Annotated in this window: 7 protein-coding genes; all 7 read right to left on the bottom strand. The window is 70.7% G+C overall.

Going from position 1 to position 12,278, the window contains the following annotated elements; genetic code table 11:
- Window positions 1-153 precede the first annotated feature (153 nt).
- The 7 genes from ACIP8W_RS03415 to ACIP8W_RS03385 all read right to left on the bottom strand — a co-directional run bounded on the left by ACIP8W_RS03415 (window position 154) and on the right by ACIP8W_RS03385 (window position 12,080).
- The gene (locus ACIP8W_RS03415; RefSeq protein ID WP_401955706.1) at window positions 154-2,292 is read right to left on the bottom strand and encodes a hypothetical protein; all 2,139 of its coding nucleotides are present in this window, start codon (window positions 2,290-2,292) and stop codon (window positions 154-156) included.
- A gap of 168 nt (window positions 2,293-2,460) precedes the next feature.
- Window positions 2,461-3,966, bottom strand: coding sequence for an SDR family NAD(P)-dependent oxidoreductase (locus tag ACIP8W_RS03410; RefSeq protein WP_401955705.1), 1,506 nt, complete (start codon window positions 3,964-3,966; stop codon window positions 2,461-2,463).
- 323 nt (window positions 3,967-4,289) lie between these two features.
- Window positions 4,290-5,726 carry a GTPase ObgE gene (gene obgE / locus ACIP8W_RS03405; RefSeq protein WP_401955704.1) on the bottom strand — a complete coding sequence of 479 codons (1,437 nt, stop codon included), beginning with the start codon at window positions 5,724-5,726 and terminating at the stop codon, window positions 4,290-4,292.
- A 131-nt stretch (window positions 5,727-5,857) separates the two neighbouring features.
- Window positions 5,858-6,112: a 50S ribosomal protein L27 gene (gene rpmA / locus ACIP8W_RS03400; protein WP_030352365.1), complete on the bottom strand. Its 255-nt coding sequence runs from the start codon at window positions 6,110-6,112 to the stop codon at window positions 5,858-5,860.
- A 14-nt stretch (window positions 6,113-6,126) separates the two neighbouring features.
- Window positions 6,127-6,447 (bottom strand): 50S ribosomal protein L21, encoded by a 321-nt coding sequence (gene rplU, locus ACIP8W_RS03395; RefSeq protein WP_401955703.1) that lies wholly within the window; start codon window positions 6,445-6,447, stop codon window positions 6,127-6,129.
- 359 nt (window positions 6,448-6,806) lie between these two features.
- Window positions 6,807-11,054: an Rne/Rng family ribonuclease gene (locus ACIP8W_RS03390; protein WP_402201778.1), complete on the bottom strand. Its 4,248-nt coding sequence runs from the start codon at window positions 11,052-11,054 to the stop codon at window positions 6,807-6,809.
- A 231-nt stretch (window positions 11,055-11,285) separates the two neighbouring features.
- Window positions 11,286-12,080 carry a TIGR03936 family radical SAM-associated protein gene (locus ACIP8W_RS03385; RefSeq protein ID WP_401955701.1) on the bottom strand — a complete coding sequence of 265 codons (795 nt, stop codon included), beginning with the start codon at window positions 12,078-12,080 and terminating at the stop codon, window positions 11,286-11,288.
- Window positions 12,081-12,278 lie beyond the last annotated feature (198 nt).

The following is a 12,278-nucleotide window of genomic DNA, read 5'->3' as shown; positions in this document are numbered from 1 at the left end:
TTGGTTGTCTCGACATGACCATCATTATGTGTGATGGGCATCACAATCGCCTGTCGTACCTGATGACCCCGCTCCGGGTACGCGAAAACCCGGCGGGACACCCCTTCCGAGGCGTCCCGCCGGGCCGGTCGTACCGTCGCCGCCGTCGTGCGATCAGCCGCGCACGGGCGAATCCAGATCGTTGCTCTCGGGCTCGGCGTCCGTGTCGGCGTCCGCGTCCGTGTTCACCTCGGCGTCCGGGTCCGTCCGCGCGGACGGCGCGGAGTCGTCCGGCGGGGCCGCGCCCTCCGGCTCGGCGAGCCGCTGCTCGACGCCCGCGTTGCGGGCCCGGGACTTCTCGGCCAGCGCCCGCGTCGCCGCGTTGAACTGCTCCATCGAGGTCGGCTCGTCGGGGCCGAGCAGATAGCGCTTCAGCTCGTTACGGGCGTCCGCCAACCGGTCGGCGGACGGGTCCGCGACCGCGGCGAGCAGCTCGTCCAGCTCCCGCGCGCTGTTGGAGAGGATCACCGCGGCCCGTACGGCGGTGTTCTGCCGCTTGAACTCCTCCACCCCCAGCTCGGCTGAGTCGGTGACCGCGTACGGCTTGCCGCTCGCGATGAAGTCCGAGACCACGCTGGAGATGTCGGAGACCATGGCGTCCGACTGGTTGAAGCAGTCGTACAGCCGGGGCTCCGCGCCGGTGACGACGCGGTGCTCCCACCAGCCGAAGGAGCGCCAGTAGGCGTCGTTCCACTCGGCGCGCAGCCGCTTGGCCTCGTCCAGCCGGTGCTGGTCGATGAGGCCGGCCCGCGACTTCTCGGCCTCGTCGCCGCCCACCCGGGCCGGCTCGGCCAGCTCCCGGAGCCGCGCGTCGAGCCGCGCCAGCTCGACGCGCGCCACGCCCTGACCGTCCTTGGCGGACGCGGCGGCCTCGACCCAGCGGGGCTCGATGGCGCGCGCGGCCGTCGCGGCGCTCAGCGTCGCCGTGATCCGCTCGTGCACGGCCTTGGCCTTCGGGTCGCGGATCCCGGTGAACGGGTGCGGCTTGTAGATGACCCGGACCGGCCGTTCGGCCTCCAGCAGCCGGCGGACGATGTTCTCCCCGGCCAGCAGCAGCGAGGTGTTGCCGGGGTTGTCGTCCCAGCCCTCCCAGGTGGGGGCGTACAGGACGGTCGGGATCGGGTTCCCGGCCTTACCGGTCCAGGACTGGATGGGGGCCAGCTGCGGGCGCCCCACCTCGGCGATGTCCTCGTCGCGCACGCCCACATCGGCCAGCGCGTACCGGTCGCGGCCCGCCCGTCCGGCGGTCCACACCTCGTCGTACACCTTGCTGTACGGGTTGACGCTGGCCAGCTTGTCGCTGTCGCCGTGGCCGATGAAGACGTGCTTGATCGTGGGGACGCGCAGCAGGTGGATGTTCTTGCCGACGTTGGCCGCGTAGAGCGCGACCCGGACCGAGGAGAGGTCCATGTTCATCAGATGCGTACCGCCGGGAACACAGATCACCGGCACCGCGGTCGGGTTGAGCTGGGACAGGATGCCGCGCTCGCGGAGGATGATCAGCGGTCGCCCGTCGATCTGCTCCATCGTCTCCAGCCACATGTTGACCTGGTACGCGGACGCCTTGGAGCCGGAGAAGTAGAGCACCACGGTCGGCCGGTAGTCGCGCAGCCAGTCGTCGACCGTCTCCAGGACGACCGCGGCGGCGGGCACCCGACGGCCCCTGCGCAGATACAGCCCCAGGGCGAAGAGATAGACCAGACCGAGGCCGATCGTGAGCCCCACCCCGATGTAGCCGTAGAGGTAGTCGCCGGTCCCCGCGGCGACGAGCACACCGGCCACCGCCGCCAGGTCCAGGTGCAGCATCTTCTCGCCGGCCCGGCGCATCAGCACGGTCGGCGGGGCGTCCGGGATCCGGATGGCGCCGAGGTCGACGCCCCGGGTCGCGACCGGCATCGTACGGCGCAGCCTGATCAGGGCGGCGAGAGCGCCCTGGGTGACCTGGAGGCCGTAGAAGACCAGGAAGCCGCCGAGCATGACGTAGAAGATGACCCGGTCCGCGAGATCGAGTCGGGCGACCAGCAGTATCAGCAGCAGCTGGCGGACCAGAAAGCGGATCGACAGGCCGGCCCGTACTTTCTGGAGCCGGTTGACCAGATAGCTGCCCCGCATATGCAGATAGCGGTCCGCCGCATAGGTCGCGGCCGCTGCCACGGCGAAGAAGCCGAGGTTCGGAATCAGGGCGGCGAGCAGAACGGAGGGATAACCCAGTCCCAGCAGAACGGCTGCGGCCAGCTCGGACCGGCTGCCCACACGGGCCAGTCGAATGGCGGTCGAAATCACGAAGAACCTGCTCCAGAGGGGTGCCGGTTTATTTCACAGATGGCGGAATTGCGAAGGTGACGCTTCACGCACTCGGGCCCCCCTGATCAGCCATAAGGCGATCAAAGAGGCCCGAAACATGCAAGTTTTGGAGAATTATTACACATCTTCCTGACGGTCCAGCACGGCGGCCAGGGCCTGTTCGAAATCGGATGCCTCGGAGGCTCCGCGCGTCGGGTCCTGCTGCCGTACGTCGATCACATGGCCGGTCAGCTCGGAGAGCAGCACGTCCAGCGAGGTCCTGGCGACCGCCTCGGAGGAGAGCAGGCTCCCCTCGGGCTCCTGGCCGAACGCCTTGGTGCGCATGGGTGTCGCGGTGCGCTCGGGGTTGACGCAGTTGACGCGGATGCCGTCGCCCGCCCACTCGTCGGAGAGCGCCTGGGTGAGGTTGACCATGGCGGCCTTGGTCGACGAGTAGAGGCTGTACTCGGCACGGCCCCGGGTGTAGCTGCTGGAGGTGTAGAGCAGCAGCTGGCCCTTGGTCTCCGCCAGGTACTTGTACGAGGCGCGCGCGATCTGCACCGGGGCCAGGTAGTTGACGTTCAGCGCTTCCTGGATGGTGGTGTTGTCCGTCTCGGCCAGCTTGCCGATGCGCAGCACGCCCGCGGTGTTGATCACGTAGTCGATACGGCCGGTCTCGCCGTACGCGCGGGACAGCGCGTCGTCGACGTGCTCGGGGTTCTCCACGTGCGTACCGGTGGTGGAGCGGCCGAGCGCGTACACCGTGGCGCCGAAGCCCTCGGCGAGCTGGGCGATGTCCGCGCCGATGCCGTACGAACCGCCGAAGACGACCAGGGTCCTGCCGGTCAGCAGCTCACGGTAGGAGTCGTCGGAGGACTGCTGGGGGGCGGAGGCGGAGGCGAGCTGGAAGAGCTTGTCGGTGATGAAGACATCGACCGGCTGCGTCACCTTCATGTTGTACTCGTCGCCCGCCACGACGTAGATCGGCACGTCCGGCAGGTACTTGAGCACGACGGAGCAGTCGTCGGTGGCCTGGAAGTTGGGGTCGCCCGCGGCCACCTCGTACGCCCTGCGGATGGTGGAGAGCTTGAACGCCTGCGGGGTCTGGCCGCGCCGCAGCCGGGAGCGGTCGGGCACGTCCGTGATGAACTCGCCGTCGCCGCCGTGGGTCCGGGTCACGATGATCGTGTCGGCGGACGGGATCGCCACGTCCACGGCCAGATAGCGGCCGAGCGCGTCCACGCAGTCCTTGATCACACGCTGGGAGAGCAGCGGGCGTACGGCGTCGTGGAACAGGACGTTGCGGTCCTCCCCCTCGGCCAGCCCCTCGCCGAGGGCGGCGATGGCCCGCTCGGTGGTCTCGTTCCGCGTCGAGCCGCCCTCGATGATCCGGGTGACCTTGGTCAGTCCGGCCTTCGCGACGATCTTCTCCACATCGGACACATAGCCCGGCGCCATCAGCACGATCACATCGTCGATCGAGTCGCTCTGCTCGAAGATCGACAGCGTGTGCTCGATGACGGCCTTCCCCGCGATCTTCAGCAGCTGCTTCGGGATCGACAGCCCCACACGCTGACCGGTACCACCCGCCAGGACGACGGCGGTGGTGCGGGGCTTCGCGGGTGACGCGGAAGTTGCAGACACAGTGACTGACCTACCTTGAGGGCTCAGAGGATGAGGCGATGGTCCCACCCGTGGCAATCCTCCCGCAAGGCGGACCACAGCCGGGCTCCACCGGTACGCAACCCCTGATTCACCTGCGAAAACCGGTACTCCACCGACGCCCGGGAGGGGTCCGCCGGTGAAGGACACCACATAAGTTTCACGTACGAGCGGCTGTCCACCCACATGAGAGGTGACCCAGCGCAACACCGCGGTGACCTGCGGCGATACAGCGGCAGTGGTACGGGAACGGCGGGGTGTCCGCGTACCGCCCCGTACCACTGCGCCTTCCTGCCCCGAGGGACTCAGAAGGGCTTGAACTCGTCGTACTCCTTCTGCGCCTCGTCGCGCTCGGCGTCCCGGTCCCGGCGGCGCTGGGCGGCCGGGCGGGGCTCCTCCAGGCGGTGGTCCTCACCGCGGCGGCCGAGCATCTCGGCGCCCGCCATCATCGTGGGCTCCCAGTCGAAGACGACCGCGTCGTCCTCGGCGCCGATGGCCACGCCGTCGCCCGCGCGCGCGCCGGCCTTCATCAGCTTGGCCTCGACACCGAGGCGGCTCAGCCGGTCGGCGAGGTAGCCGACGGCCTCGTCGTTGCTGAAGTCGGTCTGGCGGACCCAGCGTTCGGGCTTCTCGCCGCGTACGCGGTAGATCCCGTCCTCCTCCAGCGTGACGGAGAAGCCCGCGTCGTCGACGGCCTTCGGGCGGATGACGATCCGGGTCGCCTCCTCCTTCGGCTTGTCCGCGCGGGACTTGGCCACGATCTCGGCGAGCACGAACGACAGTTCCTTGAGCCCGATATGGGCCACGGCCGAGACCTCCAGCACCCGGTAGCCACGCTTCTCCAGGTCCGGGCGGATCATCTCGGCGAGATCCTTGCCGTCCGGGATGTCGATCTTGTTGAGGACGACCAGGCGCGGCCGGTCACCGAGACCGCCGTACTGCGCCAGCTCCTCCTCGATCACATCGAGGTCGGTCAGCGGGTCACGGTCGGACTCCAGCGTGGCCGTGTCCAGGATGTGTACGAGTACGGAGCAGCGCTCGACATGGCGCAGGAACTCCAGGCCGAGCCCGCGGCCCTGGCTGGCGCCGGGGATCAGACCGGGGACGTCCGCGATGGTGTAGACGGTGGAGCCGGCGGTGACCACGCCCAGGTTGGGCACGAGCGTGGTGAACGGGTAGTCCGCGATCTTGGGCTTGGCCGCGGAGAGCACGGAGATCAGCGAGGACTTGCCGGCGCTCGGGTAGCCGACGAGCGCGACATCCGCGACCGTCTTCAGCTCCAGGACCACGTCCCCGCCCCGGCCCGGCTCACCGAGCAGCGCGAAGCCGGGCGCCTTGCGGCGGGCGGAGGCCAGCGCGGCGTTGCCGAGGCCGCCGCGACCGCCCTCGGCGGCGACGTAGGTGGTGCCCTCGCCGACCAGGTCGGCCAGGATGTTGCCGCTCTTGTCGAGGACGACGGTCCCGTCCGGCACCGGCAGGATCAGGTCCGTACCGTCCTTGCCGGAACGGTTGGCGCCCTCGCCGGGCTTGCCGTTGGTGGCCTTGCGGTGCGGCGAGTGGTGGTAGTCGAGGAGCGTCGTCACCGACTGGTCGACGACCAGGATGACATCGCCGCCACGGCCGCCGTTGCCGCCGTCGGGGCCGCCGAGCGGCTTGAACTTCTCACGGTGTACGGAGGCGCAGCCGTGGCCTCCGTTACCCGCGGCGACATGCAGCTCGACGCGGTCCACGAAGGTGGTCATGGGGGTTGCCTCCAGTACGTACGGAAATGTCTCACTTGTAACGCGCGAAAGGCGGACCCGCTTCCCGTCTCCGGGAAGTGAGGTCCGCCCTCGCGAAGAAACCGCTCTACAGCTGCCCTATGTCGTGATGACTAGGCGACCGGAACGATGTTCACAACCTTGCGGCCACGGCTGGTGCCGAACTCCACCGCACCGGCGTTCAGCGCGAACAGCGTGTCGTCGCCGCCACGGCCGACGCCGGAACCCGGGTGGAAGTGCGTGCCGCGCTGGCGGACCAGGATCTCACCGGCGTTGACGACCTGACCGCCGAAGCGCTTCACGCCGAGCCGCTGAGCATTGGAATCGCGCCCGTTCCGAGTGGACGATGCGCCCTTCTTATGTGCCATGTCTCCTCAGTCCCTTACTTCGCAGCCGTGGGGATACCGGTGACCTTGATCGCCGTGTACTGCTGGCGGTGACCCTGGCGACGGCGGTAGCCCGTCTTGTTCTTGTAGCGAAGGATGTCGATCTTCACGCCCTTGTGGTGGTCCACAATCTCGGCCGTGACCTTGACACCGTCCAGCACCCACGGGTCGCTGGTCACGGCGTCGCCGTCGACCAGGAGCAGGGTCGAGAGCTCGACCGTGTCGCCAACCTTGGCGGTGGGAATCTTGTCAACCTCAACGATGTCGCCGACAGCAACCTTGTGCTGGCGACCACCGCTGCGCACGATGGCGTACACGCGGATCTCACTCTCGCTCGGAACGGAAGCCCCTGATGCCAGCCGCTCACACGGCCCGGGGGCCGTAATGATCCGGATCAAGGACGAGCGGCCTCTTCCAACCGCGCCGAAAGGCGCTGGGAAGGTAGGTGCTCAGGGGCAGGCGCGCATACAAACACGCCGACGCTCAACACTACGGGCCACTCTCCGGAGAATCAAACCGGGCCCCGGAGAGCGACCCGTCACACACGGCCGGCGGACGCGCAACGGCACCCATGAGGCAACGTCGGCCCTCCAGGACCACGATCAGGTCTCGGAGGGCCGACGCCACAACACGCCCCGGACGGGGCCCGTCGTGTTCAGCCTGCAGTCAGCGGCGTTCAGTCCTCCGTGGGCGCCGAGACGCCACGCGGTGTCTGCTGTTCCGCCGCCGCGGTCTTCTTCGTCGCCGACTTGGCCGTCGTCTTCTTGGCCGTCGTCTTCTTCGCCACCGCCTTCTTGGCGACGGTCTTCTTCGCCACCGCCTTCTTCGCGGGGGCCTTCTTGGCGGGAGCCTTCTTCACCGTCGTCTTGGCGGTCTTGCGCACCGCCTTCTTGACCGGGGCCGCTTCCTCTGTTTCGGCCGCTTCCGCGACCTCCTCCGCGACTGCCCCGACGGAAACGGAATCGCCCGACCCGGAATCCGTTACGGGCTCCGCCGGTACGGGCTCCGCCCGCCTGGCCGACTCCACGACGACGATCGCCGCGTCCTCACCGCCCGAGGGCGAACCCGCCGGGGCGGTCGCCTTACGGGTCGCCCGGCGACGCGCCCGCGGAGGTGCCGCCACGGGCGCCTCCTCGGCGGGCGCCTCCACGACCGGAGCCGGTACGACGGGCGCTTCCACGACCACCGTCTCGGCCACCGGCTCCACCACGGGCTCGGCCACCGGCTCGACGGCGACCGGGGCCGACGCCTTACGGGTCGCCCGGCGACGCGTACGCCCCTTGGGCGCCGCATCGTCCACCACAGGCGCCTCGGCAACCTCGGGTACCTCGACAACCTCGGGTACCTCGGCAACCTCCGGCGTCACAGAGACTGCAGGGGCCTCCGGAGCCACCGGGGCCACCGCCTCAACCACCGGCGCCTCGTCCCGTACCACCGGCTCGACGCCACGCGGCTCCGCGCTCCGCGGCGAACCCGCCGGGGCCGACGCCTTGCGCGACGCCCGGCGGCGCGAACGGCCGCGTACCGCGGCCTCCGCCTCCGCCACGCTGCTGAACAGCTCCTCGTCCAGGGCGAACTCGGGCTCGGGCAGCGCGGCCGGAGCCGCCGCCTCCGCCGCGACCTCGGCCTCGGACTCCGTCTCGACGACTGCGTCGTCGGGACCGAAGTCCTGGCCCGAGTCCTGGCCGAAGTCCTGGCCGTGGTCGTGCTCCGCGCCCGAGGCACCGCCGCGTCCGCGCTTCTTCGCGCGCTTGCCGTTGCCGCCGCCACCGACAGCCGTGGGCTGCTCCATGTGGACGATCACGCCACGGCCGTTGCAGTGGACACAGGTCTCGGAGAACGACTCCAGCAGCCCCTGGCCGACCCGCTTGCGCGTCATCTGGACCAGACCCAGCGAGGTCACCTCGGCGACCTGGTGCTTCGTACGGTCCCGGCCCAGGCACTCCAGCAGTCGCCGCAGCACCAGGTCCCGGTTGGACTCCAGCACCATGTCGATGAAGTCGATGACGACGATGCCGCCCAGGTCGCGCAGGCGCAGCTGGCGCACGATCTCCTCGGCCGCCTCCAGGTTGTTCCTGGTGACGGTCTCCTCCAGGTTGCCGCCCTGGCCGGTGAACTTCCCGGTGTTGACGTCGACCACGATCATGGCCTCGGTCTTGTCGATCACCAGCGAGCCACCGCTCGGCAGCCAGACCTTGCGGTCCAGCGCCTTCATCAGCTGCTCGTCGATGCGGTACGTCGCGAAGACGTCGACCTCGCTCGTCCAGCGCGACAGCCGGTCGGACAGGTCCGGCGCGACATGCGTGACATAGCCGTGGATGGTCCGCCACGCCTCGTCACCACTGACGATGACCTTCGAGAAGTCCTCGTTGAAGATGTCGCGGACGACCCGGACGGTCATGTCGGGCTCACCGTAGAGAAGGGTCGGCGCGTTACCGCTCTTCGCCTTCTTCTTGATGTCCTCCCACTGCGCCTGGAGCCTCTCGACATCGCGGCGCAGCTCGTCCTCGCTGGCGCCCTCGGCGGCCGTACGGACGATGACGCCCGCGTCCTCGGGGACGATCTTCTTGAGGATGGTCTTCAGCCGGGCCCGCTCGGTGTCGGGCAGCTTGCGGCTGATGCCGGTCATCGAACCCTCGGGCACGTAGACCAGATAGCGGCCGGGCAGCGACACCTGGCTGGTCAGACGCGCGCCCTTGTGGCCGATCGGATCCTTCGTCACCTGGACGAGGACCGACTGACCTGACTTGAGGGCGGTTTCGATACGGCGCGGCCCGTTGGCCATGCCCAACGCCTCGAAGTTGACCTCACCGGCGTACAGGACGGCGTTGCGTCCCTTGCCGATGTCGACGAAGGCGGCCTCCATGGACGGCAGTACGTTCTGCACCTTGCCCAGGTAGACGTTGCCGACGTAGCTGGTGGCCTGCTCCTTGTTGACGTAGTGCTCGACGAGCACGTTGTCCTCGAGGACGCCGATCTGGGTGCGCTCGCCGTTCTGGCGGACGACCATCACGCGCTCGACGGCCTCACGGCGGGCGAGGAACTCCGCCTCCGTGATGATCGGGACCCTGCGACGGCCCTGCTCGCGGCCCTCGCGGCGGCGCTGCTTCTTGGCTTCGAGACGGGTCGAGCCCTTGATGGACTGCACCTCGTCCGAGCCCGCGCCGGCCTCGCGCTCGCGCTCGGCGAACTCCTTGACGCGCCGCTCGCGCGGCTCACGGACCTTGACGACCGTACGCTCCGGGTCGTCGCCGCCCGTCACCACGCCCGAATCGGCCTCGGCCGCGCTGTCACCGCTGCGACGACGCCTGCGGCGGCGACGGCGGCTGCTGGAGGAGCCGCCCCCGGCGGACGCCTCGATGTCGTCCTGCTCGTCCCGGTCGTCCTGCTCGTCGTCCTCGGCCTCGACGGCGTCGCGCTCGGACCTGCCGGATACGGCACCGGCCTCGGCGGACTCCTCGTGCCGGTCCTGCTGCTCGTCCATGGCCTCGTCGGCCTCGGCGGACTCGCCCCGGCGGCGGCGACGGCCACCCCGGCGGCGGCGCCGCGACGGGCGGTCCTCGAACTCGTCGTCGGCCTCGGTCTCGTCGGCGGTCTCGTCGACGCTGTCCTCCGGTGCCTCCTCGGCAACGGCCTGCGGCACCACGACGGCCTGCGGGGCCTCGGCGGGCACCTCACCGCGACGGCGGCGACGGCGACGGCCCGAGGGCTCGGTCGCTGCGACGGGCTCGGGCAGGGTCACGGGCTCCGCCGTGATCTCGTCCTCCTCCTCGTCGACCTCGTCCACGTGCGCCCCGGCGGCGGCCATGGCGGCGGCCGTCTCCGGGGTCTGGAACATCGGCTCGGTGAAGACGGGCGCCTGGAACACGGCCACGGCCGGACGCGCCGAACGCCGGCGCGACCGCTCGGGGGCCCTGGTCTCCCGTACCGGCTCACGAACCGGCTCTCGTACGGGTTCCCGAACCGGTTCCCGTACGGGCTCGGGCTCGGTCACCGGAGCCGCGGCGGCGGGCGCGGCCTCCGGCGCGGTGGCCCTGCGGCGGCCCCGGCCGCGGGTGGCGGCCTTCTCCGCGGCCTGAACCCGCTCGCCGTCCTCGGCGATCCGCGCGACGGTGTCCTGCGGCAGGTCCTCACCGGCCGGGGCGACGGCCGGGACGGTGGCCGTCACGATCTCGGCGGCCTCCGGCGCACCCGCGGGCGCGGTGGCCCTCCGGGTGGCGCGACGACGCGGCCGGCCGGTGGGCGCGGCCTCCTCGGCGGGGGCCTCCGCGACAGGAGCGGCCTCCGCGACAGGGGCCTCGACGACCGGCGTCGGCTCGACGATGACCTCGGCGGCCTCGGCCGCGACGGTCTCGGGAGCGGCGGTCCTGCGGGTGGCGCGACGGCGCGCACGCGGCGGCGCCGCGACGGGCTCCTCCACGACAACGGCCGCAGCGGGCTCGACGGCGACAGCGACCTCGGAGACGGCATCCGCCGGCTCCACCGTCGTCTGCGGCGCCGCGACCTTACGGGTGGCCCGACGACGCGCACGCGGCGGCGCCGCGACGGGCTCCTCCGGTACGACGGCGTCCGGGGCCGCGTCCGCTTCCGGAGCGACGACAGCGGTGACAGCTGCGGTGGCCGGCGCGTCGGCCGTGGCCGTCACCGGCGCGGTGGCCTTGCGGGTCGCACGGCGGCGCGGGGTGCGCGCCGGAGCGGCGGCGGGCGCCTCATCCGGCACAGCGGGCGCAACGGCCCCGGCGGCCGGCGCGATGGTCTCGGTGACACTCGCGGCGCCCTTGACCTCGGCCGCCGCGGTGGGCGGTCCCGCCGGACGGGACGCGGCGCGGCGCCTACGGCGCGGCGGCAGCGTATCGCTCGGCGAGTTGTTCTCTTCGTTGGCGTTGGTGTCCCCGGTGTTACCGGGTTCGGTGGACTCAAGCATGCGGGCGGTTCTCCCGTCACGCTCCCGGGCGCCACGCCTGATTCCGGTCCGGCCGCGGCCCGCGCAGTGCGCGAATGCCGCCGTCCGGGGCGCGGGCGCCGCACGGGAGCTGTTATGTCTGGCTCGCCGGTTCCCTACGCGATGTACGCACGGCCTGGCGAAAGTCTTCTGGTCAGTGCGGAGCCCGGCCTCGGTGGGACCGAGTCCTGTGGCAGCGCTACAACGACCGCCTTACGCGGAACCTGCACCTTCCGGCACCTTCGCGGCGGCGGGTCCGGCGGCCTTGGATGGGGCGGGCCGGACTGCCTCGCGGTCGGGCGCGAGCGGGTCGGTCACCGTGCCGGACTCCTCGTCGAAGAGCCCCTGCGCCAGCCTGGTCACCGCTGCGGGGACCGGCGGCGCCAGGTCGGCCACAGCTCGGAGACCGGACAGGACGTCGTCGGGCCGTACGGCAGGTGTCACGTGCCGAACAACCAGCCGCAGTATCGCACAGGGCCCGTCCCCCGGCCTATCAGGCCGCGAGCGGTCCGCGTCACGCTCCACGTCGAGCGCGACCACGGCACCCCGTGCGTCGAAGGTCCGCAGACCGTTCTTGCCCCGGCGTTCGACCTCCACCGACTCGGCGGCGAGGAACGCGGACACGGCGTGTCCGGCCTCTTCCGGGTCGACGCCTTCCAGCCTCAGCTCCCATACGGAAGCGGTCAGCCGGTCGGCGAGTCCCGAGGTACGGGCCTCGACGGCGTCGATGATGTCGAGGCCCGTGGGCAGCGACTCGTCGAGCAGCTCGCGCAGCCTGTCCGGGTCGCACTCCCGCACCAGGGCGATCTCCAGGAACTCGGCCTCGCTGCCCGTGCCGGTGGGTGCGGCATTGGCGTACGACACCTTGGGGTGCGGGGTGAACCCCGCCGAGTACGCCATCGGCACCTCGGCGCGGCGCAGCGCCCGCTCGAAAGCACGCTGGAAATCACGGTGGCTGGTGAACCGGAGGCGGCCGCGCTTGGTGTAGCGCAGTCGGATGCGCTGCACCGCCGGTGCGGGCGGCGGGCCTTCGGGCTGTCGCTTGCCCAGTGGTTCTTCTCCTCGGTGCGGGCGGTACGCGGTGACGCGCCGCCCTCGGACGTGGGGCCCCGGGTCCCGGCTCACCCGCTTCCGCGGGGAATCCTCAGGTGCGGGGTCCGCGCCGGGACGATCGTTGTACTACCCAGAGTACGCGCCCGCTCCTCT

It is taken from the genome of Streptomyces sp. NPDC088554, from assembly GCF_044752945.1.
Classification (GTDB): domain Bacteria; phylum Actinomycetota; class Actinomycetes; order Streptomycetales; family Streptomycetaceae; genus Streptomyces.
This window is presented reverse-complemented; position numbering and strand designations above follow the sequence as displayed.

What these genes read in the sequence shown, in the direction of transcription:
- obgE (WP_401955704.1), bottom strand. Translation starts at nt 5,726, where the DNA reads ATGACCACCTTCGTGGACCGCGTCGAGCTGCATGTCGCCGCGGGTAAC.
- rpmA (WP_030352365.1), bottom strand. Translation starts at nt 6,112, where the DNA reads ATGGCACATAAGAAGGGCGCATCGTCCACTCGGAACGGGCGCGATTCC.
- ACIP8W_RS03390 (WP_402201778.1), bottom strand. Translation starts at nt 11,054, where the DNA reads ATGCTTGAGTCCACCGAACCCGGTAACACCGGGGACACCAACGCCAAC.